The sequence below is a fragment of the Novosphingobium album (ex Liu et al. 2023) genome, from assembly GCF_029076845.1.
GTDB lineage: Bacteria > Pseudomonadota > Alphaproteobacteria > Sphingomonadales > Sphingomonadaceae > Novosphingobium.
In genome coordinates, this window is the sequence record NZ_JARESE010000044.1 from 105,874 (window position 1) to 123,393 (window position 17,520).

A 17,520-nucleotide genomic window follows, 5' to 3' on the forward strand; every position below is an offset into this window, starting at 1 on the left:
CAGGCGGCTTCTGGCCGCTGGCCGTGCCCCGTCCATTTCGTGAAATCCGGCCCGCTTGGGCCCTGAATACGCCGGGGAGCCTGTAAGCCGGGTTCTGTCTTGCGGGCGGTATCCCGAAGGACCGTTCCCGCAAGGGCAGCCATTCCTCTAGGCGGCGCGTTGCCGCGCCGCTCCAGCGACCAACCCGGGCTGCCTGGGTCCGAAACCGACCCGCCTTGCGGCGCGCAGCCCCTATTCGGTCTTGCTCCGGGTGGGGTTTGCCATGCCGCTTCCGTTACCGGTCGCGCGGTGCGCTCTTGCCGCACCCTTTCACCCTTGCCTCGCCCTAACCCGGGACAAGCCCGGGCCGAGCGATCGGCGGTCTGCTTTCTGTGGCACTTTCCCTCGGCTTCCCCGCGCTTGCGCGCAAGTCGCCGGGCGGGCGTTACCCGCCACCCTCGTTTCGTGGAGCCCGGACTTTCCTCGGCATCCATGATGGACGACGCGGCTGCCCGGCTCCCCGGCGAACGGACTATCTAGCACGCCCGATATCGCGCTCCAACAGGAGTTCGAACAGGATGCCACCGATCTCGCCGTCGATCTCGCCGTCGATGATTTCCGGCCGCCAGCGCCGCTGGAAGGCGCGCACCACCGCGCGCCCGTCGGTGATGTCATAGCCGAAACGTTCGAGCGCGAGGTAGAAGGCGCCCGGATTGTCATAGAACAGGTTCATCTTCGCCGGCGGAATCTCCAGCGCCAGGCCCAGTTCGCCCAGCCGCCCCCAGTCAAAATACTCGCCGGGGTCCTGCTTGCGCGCGGGCGCGATGTCCGAATGGCCGACCACGTTGGCGCGCGGGATATCGTGCCGGTCCATCATGTCGGCCAGCAGCGGCAGCAGCGCGTCCATCTGCGGTTCGGGAAAGGGGCGATAGCCGAATTCGTGCCCCGGATTGACCAGCTCGATGCCGATGCTGGCCGAATTGACATCGGTGATCCCGCGCCAATAGGACCGCCCGGCGTGCCAGGCGCGCTTGTCCTCGGGCACCAGATTGGTGACGAGGCCATCCTCGTCGATCATGTAGTGAGCCGAGACTTTCGCCTCGGGATCGCACAGCCGCGCCAGCGCGTCCTCGGCAGTGGGCATTCCGGTATAGTGCAGCACGACCATCGAGACCGGCGCCGCCCGCTCGTTCCAGTTCGGCGATTCGACGACCCGATTGACCAGCCAGCGGTTCATCGTCTTGCCCGTTCCTTCCCGCGTCAGGCTCCGGGGAGCACCGCGCCCAGCACCAGCGCGCCCTCGCCCAGCGCATATTGCAGCTCGCCGCCCAGACTGGCCGCCAGCTGCGCCAGCATCGCGGCCGGCGCGGTGCGGCTGCTCAGCTCGCTTTCGGGCAACGACCCGTCGAGCGCGCGGCCGATATCGCCATCAAAGGCGATGCGCGTGCCGCTGGCGCGCACGACGATCTCGCTGGTGCCCTGCCGCAGTTCCGCAGCCAGTTCCAGCGTGCCGCCGCGCGGCAGCGCGTCGATCCCGATCAGCGCGAAGTTGAGCAGCGTCTTGACCGCGGGTTTGGGCAGCGCGTCGCTCGGCAATGTCCAGGTGACGGCGATCCGCGCATTGTTCGCCACCAGCGCATCGACCAGCACGCGCGCCTCGTTCACCGGCACAAGCTCGCCAAAGCCGCCCGCCGCGCCGAACGCCAGCCGGAAGAACTTGAGCTTGTCGGCCGAGATCCGCGCGCTCTGTTCCAGCAGCTCGAAGCAGCGCTGGCGCATCACCGGGTCTTTCTCGTCGGCCAGCAGCTCCAGCCCGTTGGTCAGCGCGCCGACAGGACTGAGCATGTCGTGGCACAGCCGCGAGCACAGCAGGCTGGCGAGTTCGAGCGAGCTTGTCGTCATGATTGGGCGATTCCGTTCGTCATTTCAGGCATTTTCGCTTGCCGGCCGATGCTCCCCGCTCCCATCGGACGATTCTGTCGGCCAGCCCCTAGCCGTCGTCGAGGCGATAGCAAAGGCGCAAGAAACCATCTTCGCTATCTTGCCAGAAAGCAACCTGCCCGCCGGCGATGATCGCCCAGATGCGCAAATCACCAGTGGAATGTTCGCAATCGGTCGGCGAAGGCACGGGATGGCCCGTGGGGTGCGAATGGTAATAGCCGATCACTTGCGGCCCGCCGCCCCGCGCCGCCTTGTGCGCGGCCAGCAGCGCCGCCGGATCAATCTCGAACCGGATCAGCGGCCGGGGCGAGACATTGCGCGCGGGCATGGCCGAATCGATCCGCCCGCCCGCGCCCAGCAGCAGCCCGCAGCATTCCTCCGGGGCGGTGCCGGCCGCTTCGGCCAACAGTGTTGCGATCGCGCCACTTGTCACTGCGATATCCATGCCCAAATCCTACCGGCAATGGGGCCGAACGAAACCGTTATCGAAGGCGTGACCGGCCAGGACGCCGGGCGCATCGACAAAGTGCTGTCGGACGCATCGGGCCTTTCGCGTGAGCGGATCAAGGCTTTGATAAAAGAAGGGCGCATCGCCATATCGGGCGTGATCGTCGGCCAGGCATCGTTCAAGCCGCCGCCCGGATCGCCTTTCGCCATCTCGGTTCCCCAAGCCGTGCCGGCCGAAGCGCGCGCGCAGGACATTCCGCTGGTCATCGTCCACGAAGACCCCGAGCTGATCATCATCGACAAGCCGGCCGGCCTTGTGGTCCATCCGGCCGCCGGCAATCTGGACGGTACGCTGGTCAACGCCCTGCTGCATCACTGCCGGGGGCAGCTTTCGGGAATCGGCGGCGTGGCCCGGCCAGGCATCGTCCACCGGATCGACAAGGACACCTCGGGGCTGCTCGTGGTCGCCAAGACTGACCGGGCGCACGAAGGGCTGGCCCGGCAGTTCGCCGATCATTCGATCGAACGCTCCTATCGCGCGGTGGTATCCGGGCATCCCCGGCCGGCAGCGGGCCGGATCGAAGGAGCGATCGCCCGGTCGAGCACCAACCGCAAGAAAATGGCCATCGTCACCGATGGCCGGGGCAAGCACGCGGTCACGCATTACCGCACGCTGGAACTTCTCCAGGGTGCCGCGCTGGTCGAATGCCGGCTGGAGACCGGACGCACGCACCAGGTGCGCGTTCACATGTCGTCAATCGGCCATGCGCTATTGGGAGATCCGATCTATGGACGCACTCCTCCGGCGCTCAGGCCCATCCTTCAGCGGCACGATTTTTTTCGCCAGGCGCTCCACGCCGCGGAACTCGGCTTCGTCCATCCCGTTTATCAGGAGAAGGTCCATTTCGTCAGCAAGTTGCCCGTCGACATGAGTCTGCTGATTGACGATTTGCGACACTGAAATCGGAAATATGTGCTATATTAAACAAGTGGCCACAAGGTAAGACGCCTAGCAAGGGTCTTCAACCGTCGGTCGACGATGAAAAGGAAGAAAGACACGTGAGCAACAAGGAACGCAACCTCCCCGCGGTGCCTGCTCTCGGCGGAGAGCAGAGCCTCAACCGCTACCTCTCCGAGATCAAGAAGTTCCCGGTGCTTGCGCCTGAGCAGGAATACATGCTCGCCAAGCGCTACCGGGAGCATGAGGATCCGCAGGCCGCCGCGCAGCTGGTGACGAGCCATCTGCGTCTCGTCGCGAAGATCGCGATGGGCTATCGCGGCTATGGCCTGCCGGTTTCGGAACTGATTTCCGAAGGCAATATCGGCCTGATGCAGGGCGTGAAGAAGTTCGAGCCGGAAAGGGGCTTCCGCCTCGCGACTTATGCGATGTGGTGGATCAAGGCCTCGATCCAGGAATACATCCTGCGCTCGTGGAGCCTGGTCAAGATGGGCACCACGGCCGCGCAGAAGAAGCTGTTCTTCAACCTGCGCCGCATGAAGAAGAGCCTCGACGCCTACGAGGATACCGACCTGCACCCGGAAGACGTCGCCAAGATCGCGACCACGCTGGGCGTGTCGGAGACCGAGGTGGTCAACATGAACCGGCGGATGATGATGGGCGGCGATGCCTCGCTCAACGTCTCGCTGCGCGAGGAAGGCGAAGGCCAGTGGATGGACATCCTTGCCGATGACCGCCCGCTGCAGGACGAAACCGTGGCCGACGCCGAAGAGGCCACCGTGCGCCACGAACTGCTGGTGGAGGCGATGGACAGCCTCAACGAGCGGGAGCGCGACATCCTGACCGAACGCCGGCTGACCGAAGACCCGAAGACGCTGGAAGAACTGAGCCAGGTCTACCACGTCAGCCGCGAACGCGTCCGCCAGATCGAGGTACGCGCTTTCGAGAAGCTGCAAAAGGCGATGAACCGCATCGCCACCGACAAGAAGCTGCTGCCGGCGCTCTGATCCCTCCGCCCCAAGGCACCTGAACCGCAAAGCCGGGCCGTCCGCGAGGATGGCCCGGCTTTTCTTTTGGCGATTATCCCGATTGCAAACCCGGCCATGCCGGCTGGCAAACCCTCCCCCGGCCGGGGGAGGGGAACCGCCGCGAAGCGGTGGTGGAAGGGTGTATCCACGCTGGCGGTCATACCCCTCCGTCAGCGCTGCGCGCTGCCACCTCCCCGGCAAGGGGAGGAATGGGCGAGGGCAAAGCATCCTCTCGGGGACAAGCAATACAATCGCCCTTCCTTTCGCCCCCGTCATAAGCCGCTCCCGCCACGGGTGACGTTGCCGCCGGCGCGGGCTATGGCCCCGGCGTGCACGCGATTCGCCGCCTTCTGGGACGCCATCCCGCCCTCGCCGCCTGTCTGGTGGCCGGCGCGCTGCTTCTGAAGGTGCTGGTGCCGGCCGGCTTCATGCCGGTGGTGCAAAGCGGCACGGTCACGGTCGCGCTATGTTCGTCCGCGGGGGCGGGCGGGATGACTATCACGATCCCGACCCGGCCCGACAACGGCGCGCACGATGGCCAGCACGGCGGCGACCCGCAGCAGGCGACCGATCATCCCTGCGCCTTCGCGCCGCTTTCGGGCCCCGCGCTGGCCTCGGCCGATCCGGCCCTGCTGCTCGCCGCGATCCTGTTCGTCTTCGTCGCCGCGATCTTCCGGCACCCGCTGGTCCTGCCGCGCAGCGGCGCCCAGCTTCGCCCGCCGCTGCGCGGCCCCCCGCTCACCGCCTGATCCTACCGCCACGCCGTGCGCCCCCGCGCCACGGCCCGACGCATATGCACGCCGCCCGGCTCCCGCGCGGGCGGCCGTGCCGATCAGGTGAATATCCCATGTTCAGGACCATGCTCGCGCCCGGCGCGGCACCGCTTGCCCTTGCCGCCGCCCCCATTTTCACCCTCGTTTCCCCGCCCGCCCATGCCGAGAGCGCGGCTTCGGCCGACAGCGAGCGCAAGGCCGTCGACATCCTCGTCGTCGGCCAGCGCGACGCGCCGATCAGCATCGAGCCGCGCGGCCTTTCGGTCAGCCTTGGCGACGAGCAGTTTGCCGGCATCAACGCGCAGAATGTCGAGGATCTGATGAAGTACGCGCCCGACTTCTTCGTGCGCAAGCGCTACGCTGGCGATTCCAACGGCGTGCCCGGCTTTCGCGGCACCCATTCCACCCAGAGCGCGCGCACGCTGGTGATGGTGGACGGCTTCACCGTGTCCAACTTCCTGGGCAACTCGTTCAATTTCTCGCCCAAGTGGGGCGTGGTCGGGCCGGGCGAGGTGCGCCAGTTCGATGTGGTCTACGGCCCTTACGCGGCGCGCTATTCGGGCAATTCGATGGGCGGCATCGTCAACATCACCACCCGCTCACCCGATCGCGCCGAGGCTTTCGCCACCGTGCAGGGGCTGGCCGAGACTTACGATCAGTTCGGCACGCACGAGACCTACCGGGGCTACTCCGCCGAAGCCGGCTTCGGCCTGCGCCAGCGGGAGGGGCCCTGGTCACTGCGCCTGTCAGGCCGCCATTTCCGCAACGACGGGCAGCCGATGAGCTTCTATGGCCTGACACCCGCGAGCGGCCCCGCGCCGGGCACGCCCGTCACCGGCGCGCTGGTCGATCCCGGACAGGCGATCGCCAATGCCCCCGGCCTTGCCGCCAGCCCCATCTTCGCCGCGCAAAGCCCGGCCGCGATCACGCAGGACCAGGCCAAGCTGCGCCTCGGCTATGACGGCGCCTCTGGCGTGATCGGTGAAGCGCTGGTGGCCTATTGGCACAATCGCGACAGCCAGACCGCGCCCGACTGCTATTTGCGCGACACTGCCGGCCAGCGGGTGTGCGAGGGCCGCGTGACGACGCCAGGCGGCACTTATACCGCCAGCGGCGCGAAATGGTCGCGCACCGTGCGCGACGAACTGCTGGCCGGCATCAGGCTCGCCGCCCCGCTCTCGGACACGGCGCGCGCCGAGGCGAACCTTTCGACTTACCAGATCCTGCGATCGGACGGCTTCACCTCGGCCAGCTACGCGGCGGGGCAAGCGGATGGCGCCGGCACGCTGGCGCGCCAGGGGCCGACCGCGTGGTATACCGGCGAGATCATGCTCGCGGCCGATCTTCCCGGCGTGGCGCTGTCGGCGGGCGGCAGCGCCAATCTCTACCGCACCGACCTCATCAACTACACGCTCGCCAACTGGCGCCGCGATGCCGGCAAGGCCTTCGCCTCGCGCACCTATGGCAAGACGCGCGATCTGGCGGTCTGGGCCGAGGCGCGCGTACCGCTCGATCCGGTCACGCTGACGCTGGGCGCCCGCTTCGAGGACTGGCGCGCCTTCGACGGCGGCATCGGCCGGATCGGCACGGGCGGCCGGCCGGTCCAGGCCCGCTATGCGACGCGGCGCGCCACCGCTTTCCAGCCCAAGCTCTCCGCCGAATGGGCGATCGCGCCCGCGACCCTGCTTCAGCTCAGCCTTGCCAAAGCGACGCGCTTTCCCACCGTGGGCGAGCTTTATCAGGGCAGCCTCAATGGCGATGGCAGCTTCAATCCCGACAGCTTCGACCCGAACCTGAAGCCCGAACGATCGACCGATGCCAACCTGCTGCTGGCGCGCGATTTCGGCCCGGTGAAGCTCACCGGATCGGCCTTCTGGCAACGCGTGCGCAACACGATCTTCGCCTTCACCGGATTCAACCAGAACGGCGTGACCACTGCCAGCTTCAAGAACATCGACGTCACGCGGCAATATGGCATCGAGCTGATCGCCGAAGCCCGTGACCTGGGCCTGCCCGGCCTTGACCTTGACGCCAACGCCGCCTGGATCGATTCGATCACCGTGCGCAACGCCAGCGCGCCGGCGGCGCAAGGCGTGCAGTTCCCGCGCATTCCGCGCTGGCGCCTCAATGCGAACTTGCGGTATCGCGTGAGCGAGCCCGTGCTCGTCGCGATCGGGATGCGCTATGCCAGCCGCCCGAACACCGACCTGTTCGGGCTGCAGCGCGGCGACACGTTCGGCTATACCTCGGAACTGTTCGCGCTCGATGCCAAGGTGAACTGGGCCGTGACCGACCGGCTGCGCCTGAGCGCGGGAGTGGATAACATCACCAACAATCGCGCCTGGGTCTATCACCCCTATCCGCAGCGCAGCTTCCTGCTCGAAGCGGGGTGGAGGCTGTGAGCGGCGCGGCAAGCGCGGTGGGGCCGCGCCGCGAAAGTTGGTATCGCGCGGTGTGGCGCTGGCATTTCTATGCCGGGCTGGTCTGCGTGCCGTTCGTCCTGTGGCTCTCGGTCACGGGCGGGCTCTATCTGTTCAAGCCGCAGGTCGAGAGCCTGCTTTACGCGCCCTATCGCGGCGTGGCGGCACCGGGCACGGCGATGCTGCCCCCCGAAACGATCGCCGCACGCGCGGTCGCCGCCGTGCCGGGATCGGTGCTGCACAAATACGTGCTGCCCGAAGCGCCCGGCGACGCGGTGCAAGTGCTGGTCGGCAAGGGCGCGAGGGAGGTGCGTGTCTGGATCCACCCGCGAACCGGCGCGGTGCTGCACCAGGTGCCCGAGGAAGACCGGCTGATGCGCGTCGTCTTCCGCCTGCATGGCGAGCTGCTGGCGGGTGACAAGGGCTCGGCGGTGGTCGAGGCGGCGGCCTGCTGGACGATCGTGATGCTGCTGACCGGGCTGTTCCTGTGGTGGCCGCGCCAGACGGGCGGCAGGCTGGGCGGCGTGCTCTGGCCGCGCCTGACCGGCGGGCGGCGCCTGTTCTGGCGCGATCTGCACGCCGTGACCGGGCTGTGGGTGACGCTGGGCGCGCTGTTCCTGATCGCCTCGGGCCTGCCCTGGGCGAAAAGCTGGGGCGATTACCTGCGGCACGTGCGCGTGGTGACAGGCGCCGTCGCCGGCCGGCAGGACTGGTCCGCCGGTTCCGCCGCCGACGCGCGCGAGCGGGCCCGGGCCGATGCCGGAATGCGCGCGATGATGGCGGACCATGCCGAGCATGGCGGCATGGCGATGGCGCACGAGAGGCCCGCCCCGGCCGCGCTCGATGCGGTGGTGAGCCGCGCCACGGCGCTGCGCTTTGCCGCCCCGGTCGAGGTCAGCCCGCCCACGGGCCCGGGCGCGCCATGGCAGGTGCGCAGCCAGGCCGAGAACCGCCCGCTGCGCGACAGTGCCGAGATCGCCGCCGATGGCACGCTGATCGGCATCGAGCGCTTCGGCCAGCGCCACTGGATCGACCGCGCGGTGGGCTATGGCGTGGCGATCCACGAAGGCGCCTGGTGGGGCCTGGCCAACCAGCTCGTCAATCTTGCCGTGCTGCTGGGGCTCGTCACGCTGTGCGTGTCGAGCATGGTGCTGTGGTGGCGCCGCCGGCCACAGGGGATGCTGGGCGCCCCATCCGCGCTGGCACCCTTGCGGCATAGCCGGGCATTGGTCGGGCTGGTGCTGCTGCTGGCGCTGGCGATGCCGCTGTTCGGGGTGACGCTGGCCATCGCGGTGCTGGCCGAAGCGCTGGGCTCGCGGCTCGCGCCACCGCTGGCGCGCTGGATGGGCTGGCGCCCTCCGCGCGTTTCCCCGCTGGCGTGAGGCCATCGCCTTCGACTAGAAACGGGATCGGTCCAACGGCGGGGGCGAAATGCGATTCATGCGATGGGTGGTGAAAGGGATTGTCTGGTTCGTGGCGATCAGCGTGGGGCTGACGCTGCTCTACCGCTTCGTCCCGCCGCCACTGACCCTGACGATGCTGCTGGACGCCAACGGCATCACCAAGGACTGGACGCCGCTTTCGCGGATAGACCGGAACATGGTTTCGGCCGCGATCGCCGCCGAGGATGGCAAGTTCTGCAGCCACAACGGCTTTGACCAGGAAGCGATCGAGCAGGCGCTGGAACGCAACGCGCGCGGCGGCCGCCTGCGCGGCGGATCGACCATCAGCCAGCAGACCGCCAAGAACGTGTTCCTCTGGCAAGGCGAAGGCTGGACCCGCTATCTGCGCAAGGGGCTGGAAGTGTGGTTCACCTTCCTGATCGAAACGCTGTGGGACAAGCGGCGGATCATGGAAGTCTACCTCAACGTCGCCGAAACCGGCATCGGCACCTACGGCGTCGAGGCCGGGGCACAGCGCTATTTCGACAAGTCGGCGGCGAAGCTTTCGCGGACCGAGGCCGCGCGCATGGCCGCCGCCCTGCCCAGCCCCAAGAAGCGCGGCGTCAGCAACCCGCGCGGCTTCACGCGCCGCTATGGCAACACCATCGCCGCGCGCATCGGCGCGGTGCGGCGTGATGGGCTGGACGCCTGCATCTATGATTGAAAGGCCGCCCGCCTGATAACATGACGGTGCCGGCTGCCCGGATGGGGTTCAGCGCGCGGAGAGCCCCGGATTGTGATCGCTGAGCGGGGTACGCAGCGTATTCTGGACAAAGGCGGTCATGTGATAATGGCCGACGATCAGCAGCAGCTCGATCAGCTGGCGCGCATCGAACCGGGCGGAAAGCCGTGCCCAGTTCGCTTCGCCCACCATCGCGCGCGCGTGCAGTTCCTCGGCCGCGAGCAGCACGGCCCGGTCCTCCTCGTTCCAGCCCTCGGCGGCCGAGCCCAGCGTCACCCGCTCGATCTCCTCGGAGGTAAGCCCCGCGTCCTTGGCCGCGCGCACATGCTCGCCCCACTGGTAAGGCGCGCCGCATAGCCAGCCGGTGCGCAGGATCGCCAACTCGCGCGTGCGCGGCGGCAGCGCGCTGGAGGCGGTGGCGGCCACGCCCAGGCTCATGAACCCGGCGAAGAAATCCGGGCTGTGCGCCAGCACGCCGAAGAACTGTGACAGCGGAATGCCCTCCGGGTAGCCATAGATGATCCGCAAGGTCTCGATCGCGTCGCGATGCCGGTCATCAAGCCGGTCCTCGCCCAGCGGCTCCACGCGCGGCGGCGCGCCCACGATCTCGGCCATGCGCGCGTGCGTATCCTCGGCCATCGCCGCCTTCTCCCTCTGGTTCGCGCCCCTGCGGCGTTGTCCCGGGGCCAAGCCTATGGGCGGGCGGGCTGGCACCGCAAGGGATTTCCCGCGAGAATCCGCTCCCGCGTTGCCCGCGCGCGAACCGCGCGCAAGCGAAAGGGGGAGGAAGCCCGCGCTTCCTCCCCCTCGCATTTTTTCAACCCTGAAGGATCGATCAGAAGCCGAAGCTGATCGAACCGATGAACGTGCGCGGCGCGCCGATCTGGGCGTTCGGGACGCTGCTGGTCGAAGTGCCGGCACCGTCGAAACCGCCGACATAGAGCTTGTCGAACACGTTGATGACGTTGAGCTGCAAGAACGTCTTGTCGCCAAGGCCGATGAAGTCAAGCTTCACGCGCGCGTCGAGATCGACCAGCGTATAGGCCGGCGTACGCTTGCCATAGACCTGCACGCCGCTGGCGACGATCGGCAGGTTCTGGTCGTTCACATAGCGCGGGCCGGTGCGCTTGGCCTGGACCCCCAGTTCGACCGGACCAAGCTCGCCGTTGACGCGCACGCCCAGGGTGTAGACCGGAGCGCCCGCTTCGCGCTTGCCCTTGGTGGCGGCGAGGATCGCGTTGCCCTGCCCGTCCTTGCCGATCTCGATATCTTCCTTGATCTTCGACTTGAGGTACGAACCGAAAGCGTAGATCGAAAGCTGCGGGATCGGGCGGACGGCGACGCTGCCGTCGATGCCGTACTTATCGACGCGACCCAGGTTGCGGTAGATCGTGACGTCGAGGTCACGGTCATACGACGAGGCGAGACGATTGTGGTAGATCGTCCACCAGCCGGAAAGCTGGGCCTGGACGATGCCGGTCGAATAGCGCAGGCCGAAGTCGAAGTTGTCGGTGGTTTCCGGCCCCGGGCTGGCCGACGGATCGTCCAGCGGGAACCAGAACGACTGGTAGAGGTTGTCGGTGCCGGGCACCTGGATGCCCTTCGAGTAGTTCACGAACAGGCCCGTCGTATCGGTCACGTCATAGACGAAACCGGCGCTCGGCAGGATCTTGTTGTAATCGAACACACGGTTCTGCGGCGCCTTGTAGGTCGGGTTGGCCGTGGCGTAGACCGTCTGCGAGGCGGTATCCTCGGTAAAGCAGTCGACGAAGCCCGAATTCGAGGTGGCAAGGCAGTTGTTCGTCAGGTTGCGGCGGAAGAACGGTGCGCGCAGGCCGATATTGACGTGCAGCGTGTCGTTCATCAGGTCGCCGCTGTATTCGCCCGAGACCTGGTGCAGGATCGCGTAGGACAGGCGGTCACGCTTCTGCAGGACATTGCCGTTGACGTCGACCAGCGGATTGTCGACCGGGAACGGACTTGCGCCGAAGCCGTTCGGCTGCAGCAGGCCGGTTTCGCCCGTCTGCTTGTGCCGGCCGCGATCGTACGAATAGGCGATACGGACGCGGTTGTGTTCGTCCAGATCGTAACGCAGCGAAGCGATCACGCCGATGCGGTAGGTCTGCGTCTGGCTGGGCGCGAGAATGCGGACCTGATCGAGCTTGTCACCGTCACCGTTGAGGTCGACGCCGTTGAAGTAGGGCGAACCGCCGATGTAGCCGGCGATCGGCGTGGTGATCGCGCCGCGCGTGGCATTGGCCGTCTGGGTGTAGCCGTATTCCTGCGCCACGACCGAGCCGCCGCCGTTGGCCTTCACGTACTGGAAGCTCGGATCGACGGTCAGCGTCAGCTTGTCGGACAAGGTGAACTTCGAATTGACGCGGATATTGCCCGTGTCCGACGGGTTGTAGCGATATTCGAAGTCCGAGCCGCAGCCGCTGGCCGCATCCTTCACGCCCGAGACGCCGGCCGGGATCTGGCAGCGCGCGACCTTGTAGAAACGCTCGTCCTTGGTCATCGGGAAGCGGTTCGACGACGCGCCGCCGACGACGCGGCTGGGATCAAGGCGCAGCGGCACCGAGCCGAAGAAGTTGTTGCGGTTCTTGTTGAAGTGGCCGGCGATCGAGATGAAATCGCCGTTATCGCCAATCGGCTGATAGATCTTGGCGTTGTACTGCTGCTTGTCGATCTTGCCGATGCCGCCGTAGATCGTATCGTTGTCCGCCTTGCTGGCGGCAAAGAAGGCTCGCGTGCCCCAGGGCGTGAACACGCCGGTATCAAGCTCGCCGAACATGCGGAAATAGTTGAAGTCACCGACCGAGCCGAGCAGGCGCGCGCCGAATTCCTCGCTGGGATTGCGCGTGCGGTAGTTGACGGTCGAACCCGTGGCCGCGGCCGTCGGCGAGTCGACGTCGGTAGTGCCGAGGTTGACGTTCACCTGCTCGATCAGCTCGGGATCGAGCTGCTGGTTGGTGTAGAGCGCGTAGTTGCCGGTGTCGTTCAGCGGAACGCCGTCGAACGTCTGCGAGATGCGGCCGTCATCGAAACCGCGGATGGTCAGCGTGCCGCCAGCCGAACCGAACGGATCGTTGTTCTGGAAGCTGACGCCCGGAACCAGGTTGATGATGTCGTTGATCGTCTGGCCTGGGGCCTGCGACGAGATCACTTCCTGCGTCAGGACCTGCTTGGCCTTGGGCGTATCGGGCAGCCGGACGCCCGCGACATCGCGCGAGACCACGCCGGTGACGACGATTTCCGAGTTCTCGAAGTCGACCGAGCCGGTCGATTGCGCGAAAACCGGCGCGGAAAGAAATGCGATGCCGACCGCGAGCGTGCTGGTCGCAGTTGTCAGAACCGATTGCAATTTCATGGTTTGGCCCCCTGGGTTGTGCCGAACATGGTTGTTGTGGTGCGAAAGGATATCCCGCCGCAAGCTTTGCTGCAGCCGCTAAGAGCAGCGCCTTATGACAATATCCTGACAGTCGGGACTCGAATCAAAACCCTGCGATGCGGTTTTTTTGCCGCGCTCCCGCCAAAACGTGATACTGATCGATATTATCATTTTTTATCAGTATGATGTATCGGAAAAAGCGCAAATTATGTGCGGCAAAAATGTCACGACAACGGATCATTTCCCCGCCGGGCGCCAAATTGTGGATGCATGGACTTCAGACTGTAATGTTACCATGTAGCTTGCTACCCGGCTCCCGCATGTGCGAACGGCTGCTTTCCATGAGTGCCGGTCACGATCATCACCACCATCACCACCACGCGCCGGCCGGTCAGGCGGGGCATGGGAAGGCCTTCGCGCTGGCGGTCGCGCTCAATCTCGGCTTCGTCGCGGCCGAAGTGGCGGCGGGCTTTTTCAGCGGGTCGATGGCGCTGCTGGCCGATGCCGGGCACAATATGTCGGACGTGCTGTCGCTGCTGCTGGCCTGGGCGGCAAACGTGCTGGCCGCGCGCCCGCCTTCGGAGCGCTTCACTTATGGCCTGAAGAGTTCCTCGATCCTGGCCGCCATCGCCAATGCGGCATTGCTGTGGGTGGCCATCGGCGCGATCCTGGTGGAGACGATCCGCCGCTTCGGCGATCCGGCGCCAGTGGCGGGGATGACGATGATCGTGGTCGCGGCAATCGGCATCGCGGTGAACGCGCTGTCCGCGCTGCTCTTCGCCAGCGGCAGCCAGTCCGACCTCAACTTGCGCGCCGCTTTCGTCCACCTGATGGCGGATGCGGCGGTTTCGGCCGGCGTGGTGCTGGCCGGGCTGCTGATCCTGGTGACCGGGGCCGAACTGATCGATCCGGCCACTTCGCTGATCATCACCGCGGTGATCGCCTGGTCAAGCTGGGGGTTGCTGCGCGACTCGCTGCACATGGGGATGCTGGGTGTGCCCGAGGGCATCGCGCTGGGCGAAGTGCGCCGCTTCCTCGAAGCGCTGCCCGGGGTCGAGCGGGTGCACGATCTCCATGTCTGGCCGATGAGCACCACCGAGTCGGCGCTCACCGCGCATCTCGTGATGCCCGGCGGCCTGCCCGGTGACCGCTTCCTGCACGATCTGGCCCACGAGATGCACCACCGCTTCGGCATCGGCCATCCGACGATCCAGATCGAAACCATGCTGGACGCCGATTGCGCGCTGGCCAGCGAGGCCGTGGTCTAGGGATTTTGTCGGGCGATGCGGCTATCGGCGCAGGACGGCACCAGCCCGCGCCCCCACCCGGCCTCCCACGGAAGTATACTTGATGGGAGGCCGGGTGGGGGGCGGGCTGGTGCCGCCATGAAATGCGCTCTTCCGCGCATTTCCCGACAATCCCCCCTTACCCCGCGACGAACTCGTGGCGCGCGCCGAGGAAATCGGCGGGTTCGATCGCGAAGCCCGGCGAAACGCAGCCGTCCAGGGTCAGCCGCAGTTCCAGCTTGCCGGCGAAGTGCGCCCTGGCCCCTTCGGCATCGGCCACGGCCCACACCAGCGCGTAGATGCCGTTCTGCTCGCTGGCGAGGAACGCGCCGAGCGGGCCCGAGCCGGGATCGTCGGGCTGGATGAACGCGACTCGCGTGCCGCCCAGTTCGATCAGCACGCGGCGGCCCGGTTGCGGCAAGGTGATGGGCGCATCTTCCAGCACCCGGCCATCGACCAGTTCGGTGAAGAAGCGCAGCGCCGCCGCCATGTCGCCGGTGACGCAGGCGATGTGATCGAGCGATTCGACCGCGCAGGCGTGCCCCACACCCACCCTGGGGCCCCAGTTGGGCCGGTCATAGGGATCGTTGGGCATCGCCAGCTCGCAGACTTCGAGCAGCACGCCACCGGTCGATTCGGGCCGGACGAAGAAGAACACGCCATAATCGCTCGCCACGCGGCAGCCGGCATCGCGGAAGGCCTGGCTCGCCGCCGCGCCGTCCGCCACCTTGATCTCGAACGAGTGGAATGCCTGGCCGATCCTGGCCGCCATGCGGGCATAGGGCTTCGTCATGTCGTCGGGCGTGCGCGGCGCCATCGGCTCGACCATGTGATCTGCGACATAGAGCAGCGCCGCGTCGCGGTCTTCGGCGGGGAAATAGTTCTCGGAAAAGACCAGCCCGCCCAGCGCGTCCTGGTAGAGCAGGCGGCACTTGTAGATATCGGTGGTGGCGTGGATCGTGTGGATGATCCGGGAAACGGGAACGCGCGTGGTCATGCCTCTCTCCTGAGCCTTTCGCCAAAGTCTGGACGCGGGGGGCCCGCCTGCCAAGCGGCGAGACGCGGCGGCGCGTGAAGATCGCCATTGCGGTGCCGGCGGTTGCTGCTACCACTCATGGCGGGGAAGGAGGAACCCGAGGACCACAGTCCATGACCCACAATTCCAGTCGAAAAATCCTCCTCGCGCTGGCCATGGCCGGCGCCGCGCTGCCGTCGCTTGCCTGGGCCGATACCAAGGCCGATCTCGAGGCGCGCTATACCGAGCTCAAGGCCGCGCTCGACACGCGCGAGCCGGACAAGATCAAGCCCCTGCTCACCCCCGATTTCACCGACATCGCGCTCGACGGCCAGAAGCAGACCGCCGACGACATGATCGACCGCCTGTCGATGATCCCGGTCGACCCGGAACGCAAGGCCACCGTCTCGATCGAATCGGTGCAGGAAGACGGCGGCACCGCCCAGGTCATGGTGCGCGAGGCGACCAGCGGCTCACGCGAAGGGCGCGACGGGCAAGTCCACGCGTTTGCCATGTCGCGCCTCTCGCACGATACCTGGGTGCGCGGCGACAAGGGCTGGCAGCTCAAGTCGATCGAGGCCGAGGAAATGAGCATGTCGCGCGACGGCCAGGTCATGCGCACGCTGAAGAAGGGCGATCCCATGCCGATGGGCCGTGGCATGGGCGGCCGGGGCCGCGGCGGCAATGGCCCCGGTGGCGGGCCGGGCGACGGGCCGATGGGCCCTCCTCCCGGCGGCCCCGAAGGTCAGTAAGCCCCCCAGGCAACCCCATCACGGCAAAAAGGCCGCCCGCTTGCGAGCGGGCGGCCTTCGATGCATTCGCTTTGTCCGCTGGCGCGTGCGCGGCCCCGGTCAGGCCGCTTCTTCGGCCTTGTCGCCCTTGAGCACGCGCACCGGCTCCTTGCGGCCATCGACCACGTCCTTGTCCACCACCACTTCGGCGATGTCGCCTTCGGTCGGCAAGTCGAACATGGTGTCGAGCAGCAGCCCTTCGACGATCGAGCGCAGCCCGCGCGCGCCGGTCTTGCGTTCGATCGCCTTCTGGGCGATCGCTTCCAGCGCATCGTCGGTGAACGACAGCTCGACGTCCTCCAGTTCGAACAGCTTGGCGTATTGCTTGACCAGCGCGTTCTTCGGTTCCTTGAGGATCTTCACCAGCGCGGCGATATCCAGATCCTCCAGCGTGGCGATCACCGGCAGGCGGCCGACGAATTCGGGGATCAGGCCGAACTTCAGCAGATCCTCGGGCTCGGCCTTCTGGAGCAGTTCGCCCACGCGGCGTTTGTCGGGATCGGCGACATGCGCGCCGAAGCCGATCGAACGCTTCTGCAGGCGGTCCGCGATGATCTTTTCCAGGCCCGCGAAAGCGCCGCCGCAGATGAACAGGATGTTGGTCGTGTCCACTTGCAGGAATTCCTGCTGCGGGTGCTTGCGGCCACCCTGCGGGGGAACGCTGGCGGTGGTGCCTTCCATCAGCTTGAGCAGCGCCTGCTGCACGCCCTCGCCCGAAACGTCGCGCGTGATCGAGGGATTCTCGGCCTTGCGGCTGATCTTGTCGATCTCGTCGATATAGACGATGCCGTGCTGCGCCTTCTCGACGTTGTAGTCCGACGCCTGCAACAGCTTGAGGATGATGTTCTCCACATCCTCCCCGACATAGCCCGCCTCGGTCAGCGTGGTCGCGTCCGCCATGGTGAACGGCACGTCGAACGTCTTGGCCAGCGTCTGCGCGAGCAGCGTCTTGCCCGAGCCGGTCGGCCCGACCAGCAGGATGTTCGATTTCGACAGCTCGACATCGCCGGCCTTGCCGCTGTGCTTCAGGCGCTTGTAGTGGTTATGCACCGCCACCGAGAGCACGCGCTTGGCGCGGTCCTGGCCGATCACGTAATCGTTCAGCGTCTCGCAGATCTCGCGCGGGGAAGGGACGCCGCCGTCCTTCTTGCCGGCGATGCCGGCCTTGGTTTCCTCACGGATGATGTCGTTGCACAGCTCGACACATTCGTCGCAGATGAAGACGGTGGGGCCAGCGATCAGCTTGCGCACTTCGTGCTGCGACTTGCCGCAGAAACTGCAGTAAAGGGTGCTTTTTGCGTCAGATCCGCTCAATTTGGTCATTCTCTGTATCGGGCCCCTGGGGTGAGGCGACTCGCCGTTCTTAC

At 66.6% G+C, this 17,520-nt stretch carries 16 protein-coding genes and 1 other RNA gene; 9 read left to right on the forward strand and 8 right to left on the reverse strand.

Annotated elements, in window-relative coordinates; translation table 11 throughout:
* Window positions 1-67: 67 nt before the first annotated feature.
* The 4 genes from rnpB to PYV00_RS13190 all read right to left on the reverse strand — a co-directional run bounded on the left by rnpB (window position 68) and on the right by PYV00_RS13190 (window position 2,365).
* An RNA gene (rnpB, locus tag PYV00_RS13175) (RNase P RNA component class A) lies at window positions 68-503 on the reverse strand.
* A gap of 8 nt (window positions 504-511) precedes the next feature.
* The gene (locus tag PYV00_RS13180; RefSeq protein ID WP_275228730.1) at window positions 512-1,216 is read right to left on the reverse strand and encodes an N-acetylmuramoyl-L-alanine amidase; all 705 of its coding nucleotides are present in this window, start codon (window positions 1,214-1,216) and stop codon (window positions 512-514) included.
* A gap of 23 nt (window positions 1,217-1,239) precedes the next feature.
* On the reverse strand, window positions 1,240-1,881 hold the full coding sequence (locus tag PYV00_RS13185; protein WP_275228731.1) for a histidine phosphotransferase family protein: 642 nt from the start codon (window positions 1,879-1,881) through the stop codon (window positions 1,240-1,242).
* A gap of 88 nt (window positions 1,882-1,969) precedes the next feature.
* Complete coding sequence (locus PYV00_RS13190; RefSeq protein ID WP_275228732.1) at window positions 1,970-2,365, reverse strand: M67 family metallopeptidase; 396 nt, start codon at window positions 2,363-2,365, stop codon at window positions 1,970-1,972.
* Window positions 2,366-2,383: 18 nt separating this feature from the next.
* On the opposite strand from PYV00_RS13190, the gene PYV00_RS13195 reads away from it, so the two are divergent.
* The 6 genes from PYV00_RS13195 to mtgA all read left to right on the forward strand — a co-directional run bounded on the left by PYV00_RS13195 (window position 2,384) and on the right by mtgA (window position 9,652).
* A complete protein-coding gene (locus PYV00_RS13195; protein ID WP_275228733.1) occupies window positions 2,384-3,328 on the forward strand; it encodes an RluA family pseudouridine synthase in 945 nt (314 codons plus the stop codon).
* A 98-nt stretch (window positions 3,329-3,426) separates the two neighbouring features.
* On the forward strand, window positions 3,427-4,332 hold the full coding sequence (gene rpoH / locus PYV00_RS13200; protein ID WP_275228734.1) for an RNA polymerase sigma factor RpoH: 906 nt from the start codon (window positions 3,427-3,429) through the stop codon (window positions 4,330-4,332).
* A 350-nt stretch (window positions 4,333-4,682) separates the two neighbouring features.
* Complete coding sequence (locus PYV00_RS13205; RefSeq protein WP_275228735.1) at window positions 4,683-5,102, forward strand: DUF2946 family protein; 420 nt, start codon at window positions 4,683-4,685, stop codon at window positions 5,100-5,102.
* 98 nt (window positions 5,103-5,200) lie between these two features.
* Entirely contained in the window at window positions 5,201-7,528 is a 2,328-nt protein-coding gene (locus tag PYV00_RS13210; RefSeq protein ID WP_275228736.1) for a TonB-dependent receptor, read from the forward strand.
* Window positions 7,525-8,928: a PepSY-associated TM helix domain-containing protein gene (locus tag PYV00_RS13215; protein ID WP_275228737.1), complete on the forward strand. Its 1,404-nt coding sequence runs from the start codon at window positions 7,525-7,527 to the stop codon at window positions 8,926-8,928. The genes PYV00_RS13210 and PYV00_RS13215 overlap by 4 nt, the downstream gene beginning before the upstream one ends.
* Window positions 8,929-8,986: 58 nt before the next feature.
* Window positions 8,987-9,652 (forward strand): monofunctional biosynthetic peptidoglycan transglycosylase, encoded by a 666-nt coding sequence (mtgA, locus tag PYV00_RS13220; protein ID WP_275228842.1) that lies wholly within the window; start codon window positions 8,987-8,989, stop codon window positions 9,650-9,652.
* A 48-nt stretch (window positions 9,653-9,700) separates the two neighbouring features.
* Here mtgA and PYV00_RS13225 read toward each other — a convergent pair whose 3' ends face one another.
* Window positions 9,701-10,309: a carboxymuconolactone decarboxylase family protein gene (locus PYV00_RS13225; RefSeq protein WP_275228738.1), complete on the reverse strand. Its 609-nt coding sequence runs from the start codon at window positions 10,307-10,309 to the stop codon at window positions 9,701-9,703.
* A 196-nt stretch (window positions 10,310-10,505) separates the two neighbouring features.
* Window positions 10,506-13,040, reverse strand: a complete 2,535-nt coding sequence (locus tag PYV00_RS13230; RefSeq protein WP_275228739.1) for a TonB-dependent receptor — start codon at window positions 13,038-13,040, stop codon at window positions 10,506-10,508.
* A 27-nt stretch (window positions 13,041-13,067) separates the two neighbouring features.
* On the opposite strand from PYV00_RS13230, the gene PYV00_RS13235 reads away from it, so the two are divergent.
* Both PYV00_RS13235 and PYV00_RS13240 read left to right on the forward strand, forming a co-directional pair.
* The gene (locus tag PYV00_RS13235) at window positions 13,068-13,247 is read left to right on the forward strand and encodes a hypothetical protein (RefSeq protein WP_275228740.1); all 180 of its coding nucleotides are present in this window, start codon (window positions 13,068-13,070) and stop codon (window positions 13,245-13,247) included.
* A gap of 155 nt (window positions 13,248-13,402) precedes the next feature.
* The gene (locus PYV00_RS13240) at window positions 13,403-14,329 is read left to right on the forward strand and encodes a cation diffusion facilitator family transporter (RefSeq protein ID WP_275228741.1); all 927 of its coding nucleotides are present in this window, start codon (window positions 13,403-13,405) and stop codon (window positions 14,327-14,329) included.
* 157 nt (window positions 14,330-14,486) lie between these two features.
* Here PYV00_RS13240 and PYV00_RS13245 read toward each other — a convergent pair whose 3' ends face one another.
* The gene (locus PYV00_RS13245) at window positions 14,487-15,344 is read right to left on the reverse strand and encodes a VOC family protein (RefSeq protein ID WP_275228742.1); all 858 of its coding nucleotides are present in this window, start codon (window positions 15,342-15,344) and stop codon (window positions 14,487-14,489) included.
* A 152-nt stretch (window positions 15,345-15,496) separates the two neighbouring features.
* Here PYV00_RS13245 and PYV00_RS13250 point away from each other — a divergent pair, with 152 nt between their 5' ends.
* Window positions 15,497-16,114, forward strand: coding sequence for a nuclear transport factor 2 family protein (locus PYV00_RS13250; protein WP_275228743.1), 618 nt, complete (start codon window positions 15,497-15,499; stop codon window positions 16,112-16,114).
* A gap of 99 nt (window positions 16,115-16,213) precedes the next feature.
* Here the strand turns inward: PYV00_RS13250 and clpX are convergent, their stop codons facing one another.
* Window positions 16,214-17,476 (reverse strand): ATP-dependent Clp protease ATP-binding subunit ClpX, encoded by a 1,263-nt coding sequence (gene clpX / locus PYV00_RS13255; protein ID WP_275228744.1) that lies wholly within the window; start codon window positions 17,474-17,476, stop codon window positions 16,214-16,216.
* Between the last annotated feature and the right edge of the window lie 44 nt (window positions 17,477-17,520).